19 protein-coding genes are annotated in these 19438 nt (G+C 63.5%); 3 read left to right on the top strand and 16 right to left on the bottom strand.

The window, feature by feature from the left end; all coding sequences use genetic code 11:
• The 3 genes from guaA to guaB all read right to left on the bottom strand — a co-directional run.
• Positions 1-1582: glutamine-hydrolyzing GMP synthase (gene guaA, locus ACTHNR_RS09575; RefSeq protein ID WP_440547347.1), on the bottom strand; the 1582-nt coding region annotated here is incomplete at its 3' end.
• 140 nt (positions 1583-1722) lie between these two features.
• Positions 1723-2454: a hypothetical protein gene (locus tag ACTHNR_RS09580; RefSeq protein ID WP_440547348.1), complete on the bottom strand. Its 732-nt coding sequence runs from the start codon at positions 2452-2454 to the stop codon at positions 1723-1725.
• 6 nt (positions 2455-2460) lie between these two features.
• Entirely contained in the window at positions 2461-3921 is a 1461-nt protein-coding gene (gene guaB / locus ACTHNR_RS09585) for an IMP dehydrogenase (RefSeq protein ID WP_440547349.1), read from the bottom strand.
• Positions 3922-4238: 317 nt separating this feature from the next.
• Between guaB and ACTHNR_RS09590 the strand changes: the two genes are divergently transcribed.
• Entirely contained in the window at positions 4239-5222 is a 984-nt protein-coding gene (locus ACTHNR_RS09590; protein WP_440547350.1) for a DMT family transporter, read from the top strand.
• Here ACTHNR_RS09590 and ACTHNR_RS09595 read toward each other — a convergent pair.
• Positions 5206-5538, bottom strand: coding sequence for an RnfH family protein (locus tag ACTHNR_RS09595; protein ID WP_440547351.1), 333 nt, complete (start codon positions 5536-5538; stop codon positions 5206-5208). The two genes, ACTHNR_RS09590 and ACTHNR_RS09595, sit on opposite strands and share 17 nt — an antisense overlap.
• Complete coding sequence (locus tag ACTHNR_RS09600) at positions 5535-5972, bottom strand: type II toxin-antitoxin system RatA family toxin (RefSeq protein ID WP_440547352.1); 438 nt, start codon at positions 5970-5972, stop codon at positions 5535-5537. Before ACTHNR_RS09600 ends, ACTHNR_RS09595 begins: the two co-directional genes overlap by 4 nt.
• A gap of 103 nt (positions 5973-6075) precedes the next feature.
• Here ACTHNR_RS09600 and smpB point away from each other — a divergent pair, with 103 nt between their 5' ends.
• Entirely contained in the window at positions 6076-6522 is a 447-nt protein-coding gene (gene smpB, locus ACTHNR_RS09605; RefSeq protein ID WP_440547353.1) for an SsrA-binding protein SmpB, read from the top strand.
• Here smpB and ACTHNR_RS09610 read toward each other — a convergent pair.
• The 3 genes from ACTHNR_RS09610 to ppsA all read right to left on the bottom strand — a co-directional run bounded on the left by ACTHNR_RS09610 (position 6519) and on the right by ppsA (position 10426).
• The gene (locus ACTHNR_RS09610; RefSeq protein ID WP_440547354.1) at positions 6519-7445 is read right to left on the bottom strand and encodes an SPFH domain-containing protein; all 927 of its coding nucleotides are present in this window, start codon (positions 7443-7445) and stop codon (positions 6519-6521) included. The two genes, smpB and ACTHNR_RS09610, sit on opposite strands and share 4 nt — an antisense overlap.
• Before the next feature lie 3 nt (positions 7446-7448).
• Positions 7449-7925 carry an NfeD family protein gene (locus ACTHNR_RS09615; RefSeq protein WP_440547355.1) on the bottom strand — a complete coding sequence of 159 codons (477 nt, stop codon included), beginning with the start codon at positions 7923-7925 and terminating at the stop codon, positions 7449-7451.
• A 98-nt stretch (positions 7926-8023) separates the two neighbouring features.
• Positions 8024-10426: a phosphoenolpyruvate synthase gene (ppsA, locus tag ACTHNR_RS09620; RefSeq protein WP_440547356.1), complete on the bottom strand. Its 2403-nt coding sequence runs from the start codon at positions 10424-10426 to the stop codon at positions 8024-8026.
• Positions 10427-10718: 292 nt separating this feature from the next.
• Here ppsA and ppsR point away from each other — a divergent pair, with 292 nt between their 5' ends.
• Positions 10719-11534, top strand: a complete 816-nt coding sequence (gene ppsR / locus ACTHNR_RS09625) for a posphoenolpyruvate synthetase regulatory kinase/phosphorylase PpsR (RefSeq protein ID WP_440547357.1) — start codon at positions 10719-10721, stop codon at positions 11532-11534.
• An 85-nt stretch (positions 11535-11619) separates the two neighbouring features.
• Here the strand turns inward: ppsR and ACTHNR_RS09630 are convergent, their stop codons facing one another.
• The 8 genes from ACTHNR_RS09630 to bamA all read right to left on the bottom strand — a co-directional run.
• The gene (locus ACTHNR_RS09630) at positions 11620-12411 is read right to left on the bottom strand and encodes a TrmH family RNA methyltransferase (protein WP_440547358.1); all 792 of its coding nucleotides are present in this window, start codon (positions 12409-12411) and stop codon (positions 11620-11622) included.
• 83 nt (positions 12412-12494) lie between these two features.
• A complete protein-coding gene (rnhB, locus tag ACTHNR_RS09635) occupies positions 12495-13337 on the bottom strand; it encodes a ribonuclease HII (protein ID WP_440547359.1) in 843 nt (280 codons plus the stop codon).
• Entirely contained in the window at positions 13334-14503 is a 1170-nt protein-coding gene (gene lpxB, locus ACTHNR_RS09640) for a lipid-A-disaccharide synthase (RefSeq protein ID WP_440547360.1), read from the bottom strand. Before lpxB ends, rnhB begins: the two co-directional genes overlap by 4 nt.
• A 4-nt stretch (positions 14504-14507) precedes the next feature.
• Positions 14508-15296, bottom strand: coding sequence for an acyl-ACP--UDP-N-acetylglucosamine O-acyltransferase (gene lpxA, locus ACTHNR_RS09645; RefSeq protein ID WP_440547361.1), 789 nt, complete (start codon positions 15294-15296; stop codon positions 14508-14510).
• Positions 15297-15312: 16 nt separating this feature from the next.
• The gene (gene fabZ, locus ACTHNR_RS09650; protein ID WP_440547362.1) at positions 15313-15771 is read right to left on the bottom strand and encodes a 3-hydroxyacyl-ACP dehydratase FabZ; all 459 of its coding nucleotides are present in this window, start codon (positions 15769-15771) and stop codon (positions 15313-15315) included.
• Positions 15772-15840: 69 nt separating this feature from the next.
• A complete protein-coding gene (gene lpxD / locus ACTHNR_RS09655) occupies positions 15841-16917 on the bottom strand; it encodes a UDP-3-O-(3-hydroxymyristoyl)glucosamine N-acyltransferase (RefSeq protein WP_440547363.1) in 1077 nt (358 codons plus the stop codon).
• A gap of 19 nt (positions 16918-16936) precedes the next feature.
• On the bottom strand, positions 16937-17443 hold the full coding sequence (locus ACTHNR_RS09660) for an OmpH family outer membrane protein (protein WP_440547366.1): 507 nt from the start codon (positions 17441-17443) through the stop codon (positions 16937-16939).
• 65 nt (positions 17444-17508) lie between these two features.
• On the bottom strand, positions 17509-19438 hold a 1930-nt coding region (gene bamA / locus ACTHNR_RS09665), incomplete at its 5' end, for an outer membrane protein assembly factor BamA (RefSeq protein ID WP_440547364.1).

The following is a 19438-nucleotide window of genomic DNA, read 5'->3' on the forward strand; positions in this document are numbered from 1 at the left end:
ACTCCCACTCAATCGTCGCCGGCGGCTTCCCCGAGATGTCATAAACCACCCGATTGATCCCCCGCACCTCATTGATGATGCGGTTCGATACCTGTCCGAGCAGTTCATGCGGCAGATGCGCCCAATGCGCGGTCATGAAATCAAGCGTCTGCACGGCGCGCAGCGCAACGACATACTCATACGTCCGCCCATCCCCCATCACCCCCACGCTCTTCACCGGCAAGAACACGGCGAACGCTTGGCTCGTCAAGTCGTACCAAGACTTGCCCGTTTCCTTGTCGATCGTATTACGCAGCGTCTCGATAAAGATCGCATCGGCGCGACGCAGCAAATCGGCAAAATCACGACGCACTTCGCCAAGGATCCGCACGCCGAGCCCAGGGCCAGGGAACGGATGACGATAGACCATCGCATGCGGCAACCCGAGCTTCACACCCAGCTCACGCACTTCATCCTTGAACAACTCGCGCAGCGGCTCGAGCAGCTTTAGATTCAACGTTTCCGGCAAGCCGCCCACATTGTGGTGGCTCTTGATCGTATGCGTGGCCTTCTTGCCCTTGCCCGCCGATTCGATCACGTCCGGATAGATCGTGCCTTGAGCGAGCCATTTCGCATCGCTGAGCTTGCCTGCTTCCGCCTGGAACACTTCGACGAATTCCGCGCCGATGATCTTGCGCTTCTGCTCGGGATCCGTCACGCCGGCAAGCTTCGAGAGGAATGCTTCGCTCGCATCGACATGAATCACGCGCACGCCGAGGTGATCGGCGAACGTGGCCATCACCTGCTCGGCTTCGTTCAACCGCAGCAAACCGTGATCGACGAAAACGCACGTGAGCTGATCGCCGATCGCACGATGCAGCAACGCCGCCGCCACCGACGAATCGACACCGCCGGACAAACCGAGAATGACGTGCTCGTTGCCGACTTGTTCGCGAATTTTTTCGACGGCCTCGTCGATGTAATGCCCCATCTCCCAATCGGCCTTCGCGCCGCAGATCTGCAGCACGAAGCGCTCGAGCATCGCGGCCCCCTTGACCGTATGGGTCACCTCGGGGTGCCACTGCAAGCCGTAGAAATGGCGCGATTCATCGGCCATGGCCGCCACCGGGCATGACTCGGTCGACGCCATCAGCACGAAACCTTCAGGCATCTCCGTGACTTTGTCGCCGTGGCTCATCCAGACCTTCAACATGCCGTGGCCTTGCGCCGTGCGGAAATCCTCGATGCCTTCAAGGAGGCTCGTATGGTTTCGCGCACGCACTTCGGCGTAGCCGAACTCGCGGACATGGCCGAGATCGACCTTGCCGCCAAGCTGCTCGGCCATCGTTTGCATGCCGTAGCAGATGCCGAGAACCGGCACGCCGAGTTCGAATACGGCTTGAGGCGCGCGCGGCGTGTCCGTCTCCGTAACCGAACTCGGCCCGCCGGAAAGGATGATGCCCTTCGGCGCGAATTCGCGGATGAACGCGTCGTCGACATCGTACGGATGAATTTCCGAGTAGACGTGCGCTTCGCGAATGCGGCGCGCAATCAGTTGAGTGACTTGCGAACCGAAGTCGAGGATCAGGATCTTGTCATGCATGGCTGGCACGGATCGATAGTGAACGAATGCGAACAGCGGCGCACGTCGCGCCGCGGGAATAGATCAAACACGAAGCGTCGCGCCAATGCCGCGCGCGAACGCAAGATGGGTTTAGCTGGGGCGCTGGGGCGTGGGCGCGCTCAACCATGAAACGGAGGCCGCGGCGCAGACGCCGGCTGCCCCGCGCGTACGTCGCCGCTGCCGCTCGCCGCACCGGTTCGCGCCGCGCCGGACGGCTCGTCCGCGGGCTTGACCCCCGCCGATACGGGCGCCTGCACGGGCGGCTCGCTGCGCGCCCGATAAGGCGCCGCGCCGATTTCGGCTGCGCGGCTCGGCTCGGAAGGCCGAAGCACCGGCTCGACCGGTTGCGACGGCGCGGATGCGGATGCGGATGCAGCTGCAGACGCGGGCGCCGCAACCGCACCACCGCGCGCTTTCACTCCACCGCCCTGTCCTTGCGCCGCTTTGGCGATCTCGCGCCGGCGCACCGCTTGAGCGAAACGCGCGCCGCCAAGCCCGATCACCACGAGGAACCCGCCGATCAGCAGATTCGGCACGATGCCCAGGGCCGGCAGCCACAAGGTATGCGGCCCGATGGCCCATGCAAGGACCAGCGCACCAGCGAGCCACGTCACATGACCGACGATTTTGGCGACGCCCACCGTCATCGCGCCATCGACCGCCCCACGCAGCGACAGCCAGGCAAGCGCGAGCAGCGCGAGACCGAGCATCTGCCCGACCATCGCGGGCTCGATCGTCGTCAACTGCAACGCGCGCTGCAGCCCCGCCAAGGGCGTGAGCAGCAGCACGGCGCCCGAACTCAAGTAGAGCCCGGCATCGACGATCAAAACGGCGCGCAGGAGCGGTTTCATCGGCGCTTAGTCGACGTGATAGTTCGGCGCTTCTTTCGTGATCTGCACGTCGTGTACGTGCGATTCACGCATGCCGGCCGCCGTGATCTGAACGAACTGCGCCTTCTCGTGCATCTCGTCGATCGTGCGGCAACCGCAGTAGCCCATGCTCGCCCGCACACCGCCGACGAGTTGGAACAGGATCGCGTTGACCGAACCCTTGTAGGCGACGCGGCCTTCGATGCCCTCGGGCACGAGCTTGTCGATGTTCGCCGAGTTGTCTTGGAAGTAGCGGTCGGCCGCACCGTCCTTCATCGCCCCGACCGAACCCATGCCGCGATACGACTTGTACTGGCGACCTTGATACAGGAAGACATCGCCCGGGGCCTCTTCGGTGCCGGCGAACATGCTGCCCATCATGACCGCATTCGCGCCGGCCGCGAGCGCCTTGCTGACATCGCCCGAGAATCGAACGCCGCCGTCGGCGATGACGGGCACGCCCGTGCCTTTCAAGGCCTCGGCGACATTGGCGATCGCCGTGATCTGCGGCACGCCCACGCCCGCGACGATCCGCGTCGTGCAGATCGAGCCCGGGCCGATCCCGACCTTCACGCCGTCCGCGCCGTATTCGACGAGCGCGCGCGCCGCATCGGCCGTCGCGATGTTGCCGCCAATCACTTCGACGTGCGGGAAATTCTTTTTCACCCAGCGCACGCGCTCGAGCACGCCCTTGCTGTGGCCGTGCGCCGTATCGACGACGATCACGTCGACGCCCGCCGCGGCCAACGCCACGACACGCTCTTCGTTGTCGGCGCCCACGCCCACCGCCGCGCCCACGCGCAGCTTGCCGTGCTCGTCCTTGCACGCGTCAGGATGCTCGGTTTGCTTCGTAATGTCCTTGACCGTCATGAGCCCGCGCAGCTCGAACGCATCGTTCACGACGAGCACGCGCTCGAGGCGGTGGCTATGCATGAGCGCCTTGGCTTCCGCCAGCGCCGTGCCTTCCTTGACCGTCACGAGGCGATCGCGAGGCGTCATGATCGTGCGTACGGGCTCGTCGAGCCGCGTTTCGAACCGCAGATCGCGGTTCGTGACGATGCCCATCAACTGAGCGCCTTCGACGACGGGGAAGCCCGAGATGCCATGCTGCTGCGACAGCGCAATCACATCGCGCACTTTCATTTGCGGCGGAACGGTGATCGGATCGCGCACGACGCCCGATTCGAAACGCTTCACCTTCGCCACTTCGCGGGCCTGCTCGGCCGCTGTGAGATTCTTGTGGATGATGCCCACGCCGCCTTGCTGCGCCATCGCAATCGCGAGCCGTCCTTCGGTGACGGTGTCCATCGCGGCCGACACGAGCGGCATATTCAGGGAAATCTTGCGAGTCAGCCGGGTTTTGAGGCTGGTGTCGCGCGGCAGAACGTCGGAGAACGCCGGGACGAGGAGCACGTCATCGAATGTGAGTGCTTTTTGGATCAGACGCATGGCAAATCCTATAGGCGCAAAAGCGAATTATACGCGATACCTCCCTGGTTTTTCACTGTGCGAACAGCAAGTTAGCGTTTTTTCTGCTTCCACCGGGTCACCCGTTTCGCTTTTTGGTTCGTCCCGCGTTCGCACGAGTTTCGTTTGGTCCGGGCGCGCGTTCGCGCCCCTTGCTCCCCAAAAACCAGCCGAAAAGCCCGCCTTCCTCGGGACGCAAGCCACGCGCCCGCGATTGCAGAATCGAACAAGACGGCTGCGACCCGTCTGCCTACACTTGCCCTCGATGATCGACTGACGGACGACGAGGGGGAGCAGCTATGCGGCGTGGCGTGATGTACGGGATGATGGCGGGAGCGATTTGGGGCACGGTCTTTCTCGTGCCGCGCCTGCTGCCCGATTTTGCCCCGATGAGGCTGGGAGCGGCGCGCTGCATGATGTACGGCCTGGTTTCCCTCGCGGCGGCGCTGCCCATGGCGCGACGTCTCGCCGGCAAACTTGCGCGCGCCGATCTTTTCGCCGTCGCCAAGCTGGCGCTCGTCGGCAATCTCGTTTATTACGTGTTTCTGACCGCCGGCGTACACCGGGTGGGTATCGGACCGACCTCGCTGATCGTCGGCGTGCTGCCCGTCACGGTCACGCTGGCCGGCCGGCGCGATGCGGGCGCCGTACCGCTTCACCGCCTGCTCTGGCCCCTCGTGCTCGTCGTCGCCGGGATCGCGTGCATCAATGTCGACGTCTTCGCCACCGGGCCGGCGCCCGGCGCCCCAGGGGGCGTCGTCGACAAGCTCGTCGGCGTACTTTGCGCGGCCGGCGCGCTGGGCAGCTGGACGTGGTTCGCCGTCGAAAATACGCGTTACCTGCGTCGCAACCCGCGGTTCGACGGCAATGAGTGGTCCGTCTTGCTGGGCCTCGCCACGGGGCTGCTCGGGGCCTTGCTATGGCTCGCCTGCCCTTTGCTGCCGGACGCCGCGACGCAGGCACTTCATCCCGAGGCGCGCTGGCGCACGTTTTGGGTGCTCAACCTTGGCTTGGCCGTGGGCGCGTCTTGGCTCGGCACGGGCCTGTGGAATGCCGCGTCCAAGCGCGTGCCGCTCACGCTGTCGGGACAGTTGATCGTATTCGAGACGCTGTTCGCCCTGCTCTACGGCTTCATCTACGATGCGCGGCTGCCGCGCGCCCTGGAAGCGGCGGCGATCGTCCTGCTGCTGGCCGGCGTGACGTGGTCGGTGCGGCGTCACGACGACAGCGGCAGTGCTCAACGCAAGCTGTCCGACGCCGCCGCCCTCAGCGCGAATCCTTAGGCAGCCACTTGCGGCCTTCGATGGACCCGGCTCGGCGCGTCTTTTCCACACGCCGCTGCCGCGCGAGCTTCGGATCGACGATGAGCGGCCGGTAGATCTCGACGCGGTCGTGATCGGCGAGCGGTGCGTCCAACAGCGCCGGCTTGCCGAAAATACCCAGCTTGGCGGTGGCCGGATCGACCTCCGGGTGCCGTTTGACGATTTCGCTGGCAGCCAGCGCATCGCGCACCGTGGCGCCCGCGGGAAGCGTCAGCGCAATGAGCGTCTGCGCTTCGGGCAGCGCGTAGCAGACTTCGATCGACAGCGATGCGTTCATGGCCGGCCGTAGCGCTCGTCGGCGCGCTTGACGAACGATTCGACGAACGTGTTCGCAATGTGATTGAACACAGGCCCGATGATCTTTTCGAGGATCAAGCTGGAGAACTCGTAATGCAGCGCGAACTCGATCTTGCAGGCGTCGGTACGCAGCGGCGTAAAGCGCCAGTAGCCGGTGAACTTGCGAAACGGGCCGTCGGCGAACTGCATGTCGATGCGCGTGGGGCGCTCCTGCGTGTTATGCGTGGCGAAGTGCTGCTTGATGCCCTTGAAGTTGATGTCGATGCGCGCTTCCATCTCGTGCGCGTCTTGCCGCCGAATTTCGACGCCTCCGCACCAGGGCAGGAAGTTGGGATAGTCGACTACGTCGGTGACGAGGTCGAACATTTGCTCGGCCGAGTGGCGAATCAATACGGTTTTCTGAACATCTGCCATAGGAAGCACTGCGCGCGGCGGAAGTGGGGCGAGCTTGGCGGGCTCGAGAAGCGCCGCTTTGCTAAAATCGTGATTTTAAACGAGTTGGACGCCGTCCATATCCATGACCATCATCGACAACAGAAAGGCCTTCTTCGATTACTTCATCGAGGAGCGCTATGAAGCAGGACTCGTGCTCGAGGGATGGGAAGTGAAGGCGCTGCGCGCCGGGCGCGGCCAAATCAAGGAAGGCTACGTCATCATTCGCAACGGCGAGCTGTTCCTGATCGGCGCGCACATCAGTCCGCTGCCCGAAGCGTCCACGCACATCACGCCGGACCCGGTCCGCACGCGCAAACTGCTTTTGCACGGCGACGAAATCAAGAAGCTGATCGGCAAGGTCGAGCAACGCGGCTACACGCTCGTGCCGCTGAACTTCCATTACAAGGGCGGCCGCGTCAAATGCGAAGTCGGTCTCGCCAAGGGCAAGAAGCTGCACGATAAGCGCGAAACCGAAAAGAAGCGCGATTGGGAGCGCGAGAAGGCGCGCATCATGCGCGCCCCAACCTAGCCGGCCGTGCTTTTGCCGCGATTCACGATGGCGAGCGCCGAGGCCACCATCGAACCCAGATCCGAAAGATTGCCGGGCACGATCAGCGTGTTGCCCGCTTTCGCGAGATTGCCGAACGCGCTCACATACTGCTCGGCCACCTTGAGGTTCACGGCGTCCATGCCGCCCGTCGATTGGATGGCCTGCGCAATCTTTTGAATCGCCTGCGAATTCGCTTCCGCCACGGCCAGAATGGCGGCGGCCTGCCCTTGCGCTTGATTGATCGCGGCCTGCTTCTCGCCCTCCGACTTCTGAATAGCCGCTTCGCGCCCGCCTGAAGCGATGTTGATCTGCTCTTGCTGGCGCCCTTCGGACGCCGCGATCAGCGCGCGCTTTTCGCGCTCGGCAGTGATCTGCGCCTGCATGGCATGCAGAATTTCCTTCGGCGGCGTCAGGTCTTTGATCTCGTAGCGCAGCACTTTCACGCCCCAGTTCGACGCCGCTTCGTCGAGCGCAGCCACGACGCTGTGGTTGATCAAGTCCCGTTCCTCGAACGTCTTATCGAGTTCGAGCTTGCCGATGACCGAGCGCAGCGTGGTTTGCGACAGTTGTGTGATCGCCACCACGTAGTTGCTCGATCCGTACGAGGCCTTCATCGCATCGGTGACTTGGAAGTACAGCACGCCATCCACCTGCAATTGCGTGTTGTCGCGCGTGATGCAGATCTGCCCCGGCACGTCGAGCGGAATCTCCTTGAGCACATGGCGATACGCCACGCGGTCGGCGAACGGCATCACGATGTTGAGCCCCGGTGCGAGCGTCGCGTGATACCGGCCGAAACGCTCCACTACCCACGCATGCTGTTGCGGCACGATCTTTATCGTCTGCGCGGCAATCACGATCACGACGATCAGCAGTACGGCAGCGACGATAGTCATGTCCATTGTTTACTCCTTCGTTGTTGACATCGAATGACGCGCTCGCCCCGTCGTAGGCTTTTTCTCGACCACGACGAGGCGATTGGCCCGAACGGCCGCGATCTCGTAATGCCGGGCATCTTCCCGCTCGCCGGGCGCGAGTTCGACATCCCATTCGGCGCCGCGGTACGGCACGCGCGCACGCCTGTCGCTCCAGGCCAAGACCTCGAGCGGCGCGCCGACGTCCAAGACGACGTCGGGATTGGTCGACGCATCGCGCCGCTCACGCCGACGGCCGAAACGCGAACGGCGCAGCAAGACGACGGCGGCCAGCGCGACCAGCGCCGCCCACGTGCATTGCGCGGCTAAGCTAGCCCCGTACAGCTTGGCCAGCGCCCCGGCTAGGAACCCCAGCGCGATCATGAGCAAGTAGAACGTGCCCGTCAGCAACTCAGCGACGATGAGCGCCCCCGCGCCGATCCACCAAAGAAAGTCGTTCGGCGTCATCTCATGGCCTCCCCGAAAAAAAACGCCCCGGATCTACCGGGGCGTTATAGCACGAAGTGGGGCCCGCTTTCATTGGCAGGCGCCTCAATGGGACGACGTTACTTCGCGTTCTTGGCCAGCGCCTGCCACGTCTCGATGATCGTGTCGGGATTCAGCGAAATCGACGCGATGCCTTCGTCGGCCAGCCACTGCGCGAAGTCCGGGTGATCCGACGGCCCTTGGCCGCAGATGCCCACGTACTTGTTCAGGCGACGGCACGTCTCGATCGCGCGCTTGAGCAAGAACTTGACGGCTTCGTCGCGCTCGTCGAAGTCCACGGCCAAGAGCTCCATGCCCGAATCGCGATCGAGGCCGAGCGTCAGCTGCGTCAAGTCGTTCGAACCGATCGAGAACCCGTCGAAGTGTTGCAGGAACTGTTCGGCAAGAATCGCATTCGAGGGAATCTCGCACATCATGATGAGCCGCAGGCCGTTCTCGCCGCGCTTCAGGCCGAACTTGTCGAGCAGGCCCACCACGCGCTCGGCCTGTTTCACCGTCCGCACGAACGGCACCATGATTTCGACGTTCGTGAGGCCCATGTCCTCGCGCACACGCTTGAGCGCGATGCATTCCATCTCGAACGCCTGCGCGAAATCCTGCGCGATGTAGCGCGAGGCACCGCGGAAGCCGAGCATCGGGTTTTCCTCGTCCGGCTCGTAACGCGAACCGCCGATCAGCTTCTTGTACTCGTTCGACTTGAAGTCGGACAGGCGCACGATCACGGGCCGCGGATAGAACGCCGCGGCGATCGTCGCGACGCCTTCGGTCAGCTTGTCGACGTAGAAGGCGCGCGGCGAGGCATGCCCGCGCGCCACGCTTTCCACGGCCTTCTTCAAGTCCTGATCGACGTTCGGGTACTCGAGAATCGCCTTCGGGTGCACGCCGATGTTGTTGTTGATGATGAACTCGAGGCGAGCGAGACCCACGCCCGCATTCGGCAACTGCGAGAAATCGAAGGCGAGCTGCGGATTGCCGACGTTCATCATGATCTTGACCGGGATCGGCGGCAATTCGCCGCGCGAGACTTCCGTCACTTCCGTTTCCAGCAGCCCGTCGTAGATCTTGCCTTCGTCGCCCTCGGCGCACGAAACCGTCACGAGCGCGCCGTCCTTCAGCACGTCGGTGGCGTCGCCGCAGCCGACGACGGCCGGCACGCCCAGTTCACGCGCGATGATGGCCGCGTGGCAGGTACGGCCGCCGCGGTTCGTGACGATCGCGGACGCACGCTTCATCACGGGTTCCCAGTTCGGGTCCGTCATGTCCGCGACGAGAACGTCGCCGGGCTGCACGCGTTCCATTTCCGACGGATCGTGAATCACGCGGACACGGCCCGCGCCGATCTTCTGGCCGATCGCCCGGCCCGTGGCGAGCACTTGCGACTGGCCGCGCAGCTTGAAGCGTTGCTCGACCTTGCCTGCACCTTGGCTCTTCACCGTTTCCGGGCGTGCCTGCAGGATGAAGATCTTGCCGTCGCGACCGTCCTTGCCCCACTCGATGTCCATCGGACGCTGGTAGTGCTTTTCGATGATGACGGCGTATTTCGCGAGCTCGATCACGTCTTCGTCGGTGATCGAGAAGCGGTTGCGCTGCTCGTGCGCCACGTCGACCGTCTTCACGCGGCCCGGCTCGCCCGGATTCGTGAATTCCATCTTGATGAGCTTCGAGCCGATCGAGCGGCGAATGATCGGATATTTGCCTTGCTCGAGCGTCGTCTTGAAGACGTAGAACTCGTCCGGATTCACGGCGCCTTGCACGACGGTTTCGCCCAGGCCGTAGCTCGACGTGATGAACACGGCGTCCTTGAAGCCCGATTCGGTGTCGAGCGTGAACATGACGCCAGCCGCGCCCACGTCCGAGCGCACCATGCGCTGAACGCCGGCGGACAACGCCACTTCCGCGTGGGTGAAGCCTTTATGGACGCGATAGGAGATCGCGCGATCGTTGTAGAGCGACGCAAAGACGTGCTTCATCCGATCGAGCACATCGTCGATGCCGACCACGTTCAGGTAGCTTTCCTGCTGTCCGGCGAACGAGGCGTCAGGCAAGTCCTCGGCCGTCGCGGACGAACGGACGGCGAACGACAGCTCTTCGGGCGAGCCTTTTTGGAGCGTCTCGAATTGTTCGCGAATTTCAGCCGCGAGGCGCGGCTGCATCGGCGCATCGACGATCCATTCGCGGATTTCCTTACCGGCGGCCGCAAGCGCCTTGACGTCGTCGACGTCCAGCGTCTCGAGCCGAGCGGCGATCCGTTCGGTCAGATTGTTGTGTTTGAGGAAATCGCGAAATGCCAGCGCCGTCGTGGCGAAACCGGTCGGCACGCGCACGCCGGCCTCGGCCAATTGGCTAATCATTTCGCCGAGCGACGCATTCTTGCCGCCCACGATCTCCACATCGGTCATCCGTAGCTGCTCGAACGGAATTACATACGCCTGATCCTTCGTGACGTTAACTGCGTTAGTCATACAAGCCCCTAAGTGTGAAAAAAATTCACGGCCACGCGTGTGGGCTTGGTGCGCGCGGACTAGTGGAGCCCGGCGCGCAGCACGCGCAACCTGTTGGAGAAGCAATCGCCGGCGGCCGCCTGCGACCAATCGCAATTGCTTATCCAACAGGTTGCCGCTATTCTACCCTGCTTCTAAGCGGCCGCCTGTTCTGTTGCGACGGCCATGTGACAATCGCCGGCGTCTTCGCCCGCGAAAACGCGCGAAAATCGCGTTTCCTCCCGCAGCGCCCGCTGCTTTTAAGCGTTTGCCGATGCCGCCTACCGTATTCATCGTCTCCGACGGGACAGGGATCACCGCCGAAACGTTCGCGCACTCGATCCTGTCCCAATTCGACCAAAAATTCCGTCTCGTGCGGGTGCCATTCGTCGATTCCGTCGATAAAGCCTACGCCACGATCGAAAAAATCAGCGAGTCCGCCGAACTCGACGGACGCCGTCCGATCGTCTTCACCACACTGGTCGACAGCGCATCCAACGCGATCGTCAAGAACTCGAACGCGCTCGTGCTCGATATTTTTCAGCAGTTCGTCGAGCCGCTAGAGCAAGAACTCGAGATGAAGTCGACGCACGCTATCGGCCGCGGGCACCAGAACGCCGATACCGAGGAATACAAGACGCGGATCGAGGCGATCAATTTTTCGCTGGCGCACGACGACGGACAATCGAATCGCAACCTCGCCGATGCCGACGTCATCCTGGTCGGCGTCTCGCGCAGCGGCAAGACGCCGACGAGCCTCTACCTCGCCATGCAATACGGCGTGAAAGCGGCCAACTACCCGCTCATTCCGGAAGATTTCGAGCGCGGCAAGCTGCCCACGCCGCTGATCGCCCATCGCGAAAAGCTGTTCGGGCTGTCGATCGACCCGCAGCGCCTGTCGGAAATCCGCAACGAGCGGCGGCCCGGCAGCAAATACGCGGCGCCCGAGAATTGCCGCTACGAGATCAACGAAGCCGAAGCGCTCATGCGGCGAGAAGGGATCAAATGGCTGTCATCGACGCACAAGTCGATCGAGGAGATCGCGACGACGATCCTGCAGGAAATCAGGCTCGACCGTCCGACTTATTGAAGACGAAGGCCGCGGCGCCTCCGGTTCGTCGAGACAGCGGGTTGTACGGCTAGGCGGGCCTGAGCCCGCCTAAGCCCTTAAGCGCCTACCCCCGCAACGACATCCGCTGTTGGCGGCACTGCTCGAACAGGCAAATCGCCGCCGCGGCGGCGACATTGAGCGACTCCATGCCGCCGGGCTGCGGAATCGTCAGACGATGAACAACGGCGGCGCGCCAAGGCGCCGACACGCCCGCCCCTTCATTGCCGAAAACCCACGCCACAGCACCCGACAAATCGCATTCGTAGAGCGCTTGCGGCGCATGCGAGTCGGTAATGGTCACGGGCACGGCCAGGCGGGAGATCAAGTCGGCCGCTTCGACATCCTCGTACACGTCGAGCAGAAAATGCGCACCCATACCCGAGCGCAGCACCTTCGACGACCACGCGTAAGCGGTCCCCGGCGCGCAGAACACTTGTTTCACGCCCGCTGCCGCCGCGCTGCGCAGAATCGACCCCACGTTGCCCGCGTCTTGGACGCCGTCGAGCACGATGCAGGTGGTCTCGACGCGTTCCGGCAAGTCCGGGGAAAGTTTGCTCACCACGAAGAGCAGACCCACGCCGTGCACGACGTTCGACAATTGACCGAAAAGCGCATCGGGCAACGTGACGATGCGTTCGGCGTCCACGCGAGCGACGATGGCCTGCGCTTCCTCGTGCCGCAATGCCCCTTCCGTGACCACGCATGTCTCGGGCTGGCCCGCCACGTCGAGATAGGCCGTCGCAAGGTGAAAGCCTTCCAGCAGCGCGTGGCCGCTTTTCCTTTGCTGATGCGTCGACGCCGCCATGGCTTTCAGGCGCTTGTAGAACGGGTTGTCGCGCGAAGTAATCGCTTTCACGAAATCGAACCGGAGTTAGGCGGCCTCGTTTGGCCAAGAAAATTATCCGCGTTCGCCGCGTTTTGGCCGCGAACGCGCGCGGACTAAGCGCCGACGCCCGTGTCGGCGGGGCCGTCGCCCAACGTGTCGAACGCGTCGTTGTACAACGCCGCTTCGTCGAGCGCATCGTCTTCGATGCTTTCGATGCTGTGCTCGCCCGTGGCGCTCGCAGCGCCCAGCGGCGTCAGCGCAATGCCGTGCCGCTCGAACGCCAGCCGGACAGGTGCGAAGGAACGCCTGTGATGTTCGCACGGACCGTGCTCGGACAGCGCGGCCAAATGCTGCGGCGTGCCGTAGCCGACATGAGCGTTGAAACCGTACACCGGAAACCGCTCATGCAGTTCAAATAACATGCGGTCGCGCGTGACTTTCGCGAGAATCGATGCGGCCGAAATTGCCGGAACCCGTGCATCGCCGCCAATCACGGCTTCGCTTCGGACGGCGAGCACGGGGCAGCGATTGCCGTCGATGCGCGCCAGCGTGGGCGTGACCGAGAGCCCTTCGATGGCCCGTTTCATGGCGAGCATCGTCGCATGCAGGATGTTCAGCCGATCGATCTCCTCGACGCTCGCGGACGCCACGCAAAAACTCAGCGAGCGCTCGACGATCTTCTCGTAGAGCGCCTCTCGCGTTTTGGCGGATAGCGCTTTCGAATCGTCGAGCCCACGAATTCGGCGCTTCGGATCCAGAATGACGGCGGCCGCGACGACGGGCCCGGCCAACGGCCCACGCCCCGCTTCGTCGACCCCGCAGACGATGTCGAGCGGCGAATCGAAATTGAGCGTGACCTGCGCCGATACCGCCGAGGCAGCGATGCGCTTCGCGTGCGCGGCCGGCGCGGCGGCGTCGCTCGTGCGCTTCGGTCGTGGCGCGCGCGAATTCGTCATCGGCGGGACTTCCTCGCTTCGATCACCTGTGCGACCGCTTCGGCCGCGCGTTCGGCCGTGTTGCGACGCAGCGTCAGGTGCATCTGCGTGAACACTTCGGTAAGCGTGCGCCGATTGGCATCGTCCTGCAACTGTACGAGCGTGGCGTCGGCAAGCGCTTCGGGCGTCGCGAAATGCTGCAGCAGCTCCGGCACGACGAAGCGCCCGGCCAGGATGTTCGGCAGGCCCACATACGGCAAATACCCCTGCCGGCGCATGATCTGCCCCGTCAGCCAAGGCACTTTGTACGAGATCACCATGGGCTTCTTCAACAGCGCGGCCTCGAGCGTCACCGTACCGCTTTTCACGAGCACGGCGTCGGCAGCCGTCATGGCGCGCTGCGCATCGCCGTCGGTGATCGTCAGCGCGAGCCCCGGATGCGCCGCGGCAAGCGGCTGCAGCAGCTCGCGCAACGCGGGCGTCGCCGCCGGCATCACGAACCGCAGGCCCGGCTCGCGACGCTGCATGATCGCCATCGCTGCGAAGAACGTCGGACCGATCAGATTGATTTCCGAACGTCGGCTACCCGGCAGCACGGCCACGACCGGGCCGGACGCGGGCAACCCGAGCGCCGCGCGCGCACCGGCGACATCGGGCTCGAGCGGAATCTCATCCGCGAGCGGATGACCGACGTAAGTGGCCGGCACGTGCGCCTTTTCCAGCAACGCCGTCTCGAATGGAAACACGCAAAGCATGTGATCGACGGCCTTCGCGATCGTCTTGATGCGGCCGCCGCGCCACGCCCAAATGGATGGGCAAACGAAATGGATCGTTGCAATCCCGGCGCCGCGAAGGGGCTGCTCGAGACCAAAATTGAAATCGGGCGCGTCGACGCCGATGAAGGCATGCGGCGGCTCGGCCAGCAGTTGGCGCTTCAGCTCGTTGCGGATGCCCAGGATCTCGGGGATGTGGCGCAGCGCCTCGACGTAACCGCGAACGGCGAGCTTCTCCATCGGCCAATGGGCCTCGAAGCCTTGCGCCGCCATGCGCGGCCCGCCGATGCCATAGTATCGCGTTGACTCGGGTAGCCGGCGTGCCAGGCCGCCGAGCAGCGACGCCGCCAGCAAATCGCCCGACGGCTCGCCGGCGACCATGGCGACGCGCAACGCATTCGATTGCAGCGTCATCGGCCTAGCGAATGATGCCGCGCTGCGACGTTTCGATGAATGCGATCAACTTGCGCACCGGCTCATCGCCGTCGCCGCCCGCCGAAGCGAGTTCGGCAAGCTGCGTCTTCGCCTCTTCGAGCGACAGGCCGTTCTTGTACAGCAGCCGGTAGGCGCTGCGCAGCGCCGAGATGGCATCGGCCGAAAAACCGCGGCGACGCAGCCCTTCGACGTTGATGCCATGCGGTTCGGCCTTGTTGCCCGCCGCAATGACGAACGGCGGGATGTCCTGCACCAGCGCCGATGCGCCGCCGAGCATCGAGTGCTCGCCGATTTTCACGAATTGATGCACGCCCGACATGCCGCCGACGATGGCCCAGTCGCCGATGATGACGTGCCCGGCCATCTGGGCGTTGCTCGACAAAACGGTGTGGCTGCCCACATGGCAATCGTGCCCGATGTGGACGTACGCCATGATCCAGTTGTCGTCGCCGAGCGTGGTCACGCCGCCGTCTTGCACGGTGCCCGTATGGATCGTCGTGAATTCGCGGATCGTGTTGCGCTCGCCGATCACAAGTTTGGTCGGCTCGCCCTGGTACTTCATGTCTTGCGGCCGGCCGCCGACCGACGCGTAGTGGCCGATCCGGTTGTCGGCCCCGATCGTCGTGTGGCCTTCGATCACGCTGTGCGAACCGACCGTCGTGCGGGCGCCGATCGTCACATGTGCGCCGACGATCGCGTACGGCCCGATCTCGACGTCTTCGCCAAGCTGCGCGCCCGGCTCGATGATCGCGGTGGGATGAATCCTGCTCATGCGCTTTTGGCCCTTGTCACTCGTTCGTGTGCTTGACCGTGCACATCAATTCGGCTTCGGCCGCCGTCGTTCCTTCGACTTCGGCGCGCGCCTTGAATTTCCAGATGCCGCGCATGTAGCGCTCGAACGTGACGTTAAGAATGAGTTGGTCGCCCGGTTCGACCACACGCTTGAAGCGCGCGCCGTCGATACCGACGAAGTAGTACAGCGTTGTTTCGGGATCGTGCGGCTCTTCGGCGAACGTCAGCAGCGCCGCCGTTTGCGCGAGCGCTTCCAAGATCAGCACCCCGGGCATGACCGGGCGCTGCGGGAAGTGCCCCATGAAGTACGGCTCGTTGATCGACACGTTCTTCAGCGCTTTGATGCTTTTGTGCGGCTCGAGCTCGAGCACACGGTCCACGAGCAGGATCGGATAGCGATGCGGCAGCAGCGTGAGAATCTTATGGATGTCGAGATTGATTTTTTCAGTGCTCATGGTGTGTCTGCTCCACGCAAGGGTATCGCGCGGGTAGTTACTGCGGATGCTGTTCGCGGCGACGCCCGCTCAGGCGTTGCCGTCACCTCGCTCGACGAGCGCGGCTTCGAGTGCCTTGATGCGGTCACGCAGCTTGTCCAGATTTCGCATCAAGGCCGCGCTCTTGTTCCATTCGGCATGCCCGACAGCCGGAAACGCGCTCGTGTACATGCCCGGCTTGAGCAGCGACTTCGACACGCCCGACTTCGCCGTGACGATCACGTAATCGGCGAGCGTCACATGCCCCGCGATACCGACCGCCCCGCCGATCATGCAGTGGCGGCCGATCGTGGTGCTGCCGGCGATGCCGGCGCAACCGGCGATGACCGTATAGGCGCCGACCTTGCAGTTGTGGCCGATCTGCACGAGGTTGTCGATCTTCACGCACTCTTCGATGATCGTGTCGGCCATCGCGCCGCGATCGATCGTGGTGTTCGCGCCGATTTCGACGTCGGCGCCGATCGTCACCCCGCCCACTTGCGGAATCTTGACCCAGCTGCCCGTGCGCGCGTCGCCCTCGCCCACGAAGTCGGGCGCGAAGCCGAACCCGTCCGAGCCGATGACGGCGCCCGCATGCACGATCGCGCGCGGCCCGATCTTGCAGCCGTGATAGACGGTGACGTTCGGATACAAATGCGCACCCTCGCCGATACGCGTGCCGCGCCCGATCGTCACATTGGCGTCGATTCGAACATGCTCGCCGATGACGACGCCCGCCTCGAGCACGACGTGCGGCCCGATCACCGCGCTGGCCGCCACGTTCGCGCTCGGATCGATGACGGCGCTCGGATGCACGCCGGCGGGCGCCTTCGGCGCCGCCAAATCGATGAACAGCTGGGCCACGCGCGCGAAGTAAGCGTACGGATTCGGTGTGACGATGAAATTACGTCCCTGCCTCGCCCCCAGCTTCGCCAGGTCGCCGGGCGCGATCAGCACCGCGCCCGCTTGCGTCGTCTCGACTTGGGAAAGGTATTTCGGGTTGGCGAGAAACGCCAGCTGGTGCGGCTGCGCCTGATCCAGCGGCGCAAGACCGGCCACCTTCAAAGCGCAGTCGCCCACGACTTCGCCGCCGAAGCGCTGCGCGATTTGCTCGAGCGTCAATGCCATTGCCGTGCTGCTCCGTCGCTCAATTGGTCGCGCTCGCGCTCGACGCGGCCAGCGCCTTCAGCACTTGGTCGGTGATGTCGATGCGCGGGCTGACATACACGGCTTCCTGCACGATCAGATCGTAATGCTGCTGCTCGGCGATTTGCTTGATCACCTTGTTCGCACGTTCGAGCACGGCTGCCAGCTCTTCGTTGCGTCGCTGGTTCAAGTCTTCGCGGAACTCACGCTGCTTACGCTGAAAGTCGCTGTCCAGATCGGACAATTGCTTTTGCTTGGCCGCGCGATCGGCCGACGACAAAGACGCCGCGCTCTTGTCGAGTTGGTCGGACAGCGACTTCAGCCGCGCGGCCATATCTTGCAGATCTTTGTCGCGCTTGGCGAACTCCGCCTCGAGCTTCGATTGAGCGGCCTTTGCCGCGGCCGACTCGCGCAGGATCCGGTCTGAATTGACCGCCGCGATGCGCGCCTCTTGCGCCTGGGCGACGCCGGCCACGAGCGCCCCCGTCAGCGCGGCCACGCCTAACATGCGTTTGATGAACGTACCGGTTTGCAAAATCTTCCTCTCGATGCTGGCCAGCGTTTGGCGTTCCGTCAGAACGCCGTCCCGATCTGGAATTGGAATTTCTGGTATTGGTCGCCGGTGTGCTTCTGAAGCGGGAAGCCCAGGCTCAGCTTGAGCGGCCCGATCGGCGAAATCCACGCCAGACCGACACCGTAGCCATAACGCAAGCCGTTCGAACCCGTCGTGGTGATCCCCGGCGCATTTTCACCCCAGACGTTGCCGCCGTCGAAGAACGTAAACACGCGCAACGTCCGATCGTACCCGGTGCCCGGCAGCGGGAACGTAAGCTCGATGTTGCCGACGACCATCTTCGAGCCGCCGATCGGATCGTTCGTCGACGTATCGCGCGGGCCGAGCGAACTCGGTTCATAGCCGCGCACCGAACCGATGCCGCCTGCGAAGTAGTTCTTGAAAATCGGGAACGGCTTGCCGCCCATGCCCTTGCCGTAGCCGCCCTGGAAGTTCAAGCCGAGCACGAAGCCTCGCGCGAACGAGTAGTAGTACTGAGCCTGCATGTCGGCCTTGTAGTACTGCGTCGCACCGACCGGCGTACCGTATTCGGCGTTGGCCTGCGTGAAATAGCCGCGGCTCGGCACGAGCGCGCTGTCGCGAGCATCGCGCGACCAACCCACCGTCAGCGGGATATTGTTCGAGACGCGGCCGAATTCGTTCACGTAGTTCTTGTAGCTCTGCGGCGTCGTGCTGTCGAGATCGAGACGGTTTTGTTCGAAGCCCGCGCCGAAGAACACCGTATCGACTTCCGAAAACGGAATGCCGAACTTCAGGTCGCCACCCGCCGTGATGATGCGGAAGCTCGAATTCGTCGAGTAGTACAGCGGCTGTGTCGTGCGGTAATAAACATCGGTGATGCGCTTGATGCCGTCGACCGTGAAATACGGGTCGACCTGCGTGACCGTCAGCGTCCGATAACTGCGCGCGGTATTCACGTTCACCGACAAGCTCGTACCCGAGCCGAACACGTTGTCCTGCGAGATACCGGCCGAAAGCACGACCTTATCCGTCGACGAGAAGCCCGCGCCGAGCGTGATCGCGCCCGTGGGCTTTTCCGTGACCTTGACGTCGACGTCGACTTGGTCGGGCGTGCCGGCTACCGGCACGGTCGTCACGTCGACATCGGTGAAGTAGCCGAGGCGATTGATCCGATCTTTCGACAGCGCGAGCCGGTTCGAATCGAACCACGAGCTTTCGAGCTGGCGCATTTCGCGGCGCACGACTTCGTCGCGCGTGCGCGTGTTGCCCACGACATTGATGCGGCGCACGTAGACGCGGCGGCTCGGATCCACCTGCAGCGTCAACGCCACCTTGTGATGCACCTGATCGATTTCGGGCTGCGCATTGACCGTTGCGAACGCGTAGCCGTATTCGCCGAGCTTGTCGACGATCGCCTTCGTGGTCGCCTGCAGCTTGGCCGCCGAGAAACGCTCGCCCTGCTTCACCGTGATGAGCTTTTGCAGTTCGGGACCGCGATCGAGCAGATTGCCCGCGAGCTTGACGCTCGACACCGTGTACGGCTCGCCCTCATGCACCGTCAGCGTCAGGTACATGTCCTTCTTGTCGGGCGAAATCGAAACCTGCGTGGACTCGATGTTGAACTCGAGATAGCCGCGGTTCAGATAGTACGACCGGACGTTTTCGAGATCGGTCGTGAGCTTGTCTTTCGAATAGAGGTCGTTCTTCGTGTACCACGAGAACCAGTTCGGCGTGGACAGCTGCATCTCGTTGCGCAGCGTGCTCGTGCTGAACGCCTTGTTGCCGATGAAATTGACCTGGCGGATCTTCGCACTCGGGCCTTCCGTCACCGAGAACAGAATCGACACGCGGTTGCGGTCGACAGGCGTCACCGTGGTCTTGATTTCGGCCGCGTAAAAACCGCGCGTCAAATACTGGCGCTTCAGCTCCTGCTCCGAGCGGTCGACGAGCGACTTGTCGTAGTAGCGC

The sequence above is a fragment of the Trinickia sp. genome, from assembly GCF_051954495.1.
Classification (GTDB): Bacteria; Pseudomonadota; Gammaproteobacteria; order Burkholderiales; family Burkholderiaceae; genus Trinickia.

What these genes read in the sequence shown, in the direction of transcription:
- ACTHNR_RS09580 (WP_440547348.1), bottom strand. Translation starts at nt 2,454, where the DNA reads ATGAAACCGCTCCTGCGCGCCGTTTTGATCGTCGATGCCGGGCTCTAC.
- guaB (WP_440547349.1), bottom strand. Translation starts at nt 3,921, where the DNA reads ATGCGTCTGATCCAAAAAGCACTCACATTCGATGACGTGCTCCTCGTC.
- ACTHNR_RS09590 (WP_440547350.1), top strand. Translation starts at nt 4,239, where the DNA reads ATGCGGCGTGGCGTGATGTACGGGATGATGGCGGGAGCGATTTGGGGC.
- ACTHNR_RS09595 (WP_440547351.1), bottom strand. Translation starts at nt 5,538, where the DNA reads ATGAACGCATCGCTGTCGATCGAAGTCTGCTACGCGCTGCCCGAAGCG.
- ACTHNR_RS09600 (WP_440547352.1), bottom strand. Translation starts at nt 5,972, where the DNA reads ATGGCAGATGTTCAGAAAACCGTATTGATTCGCCACTCGGCCGAGCAA.
- smpB (WP_440547353.1), top strand. Translation starts at nt 6,076, where the DNA reads ATGACCATCATCGACAACAGAAAGGCCTTCTTCGATTACTTCATCGAG.
- ACTHNR_RS09610 (WP_440547354.1), bottom strand. Translation starts at nt 7,445, where the DNA reads ATGGACATGACTATCGTCGCTGCCGTACTGCTGATCGTCGTGATCGTG.
- ACTHNR_RS09615 (WP_440547355.1), bottom strand. Translation starts at nt 7,925, where the DNA reads ATGACGCCGAACGACTTTCTTTGGTGGATCGGCGCGGGGGCGCTCATC.
- ppsA (WP_440547356.1), bottom strand. Translation starts at nt 10,426, where the DNA reads ATGACTAACGCAGTTAACGTCACGAAGGATCAGGCGTATGTAATTCCG.
- ppsR (WP_440547357.1), top strand. Translation starts at nt 10,719, where the DNA reads ATGCCGCCTACCGTATTCATCGTCTCCGACGGGACAGGGATCACCGCC.
- rnhB (WP_440547359.1), bottom strand. Translation starts at nt 13,337, where the DNA reads ATGACGAATTCGCGCGCGCCACGACCGAAGCGCACGAGCGACGCCGCC.
- lpxB (WP_440547360.1), bottom strand. Translation starts at nt 14,503, where the DNA reads ATGACGCTGCAATCGAATGCGTTGCGCGTCGCCATGGTCGCCGGCGAG.
- lpxA (WP_440547361.1), bottom strand. Translation starts at nt 15,296, where the DNA reads ATGAGCAGGATTCATCCCACCGCGATCATCGAGCCGGGCGCGCAGCTT.
- fabZ (WP_440547362.1), bottom strand. Translation starts at nt 15,771, where the DNA reads ATGAGCACTGAAAAAATCAATCTCGACATCCATAAGATTCTCACGCTG.
- lpxD (WP_440547363.1), bottom strand. Translation starts at nt 16,917, where the DNA reads ATGGCATTGACGCTCGAGCAAATCGCGCAGCGCTTCGGCGGCGAAGTC.
- ACTHNR_RS09660 (WP_440547366.1), bottom strand. Translation starts at nt 17,443, where the DNA reads ATGTTAGGCGTGGCCGCGCTGACGGGGGCGCTCGTGGCCGGCGTCGCC.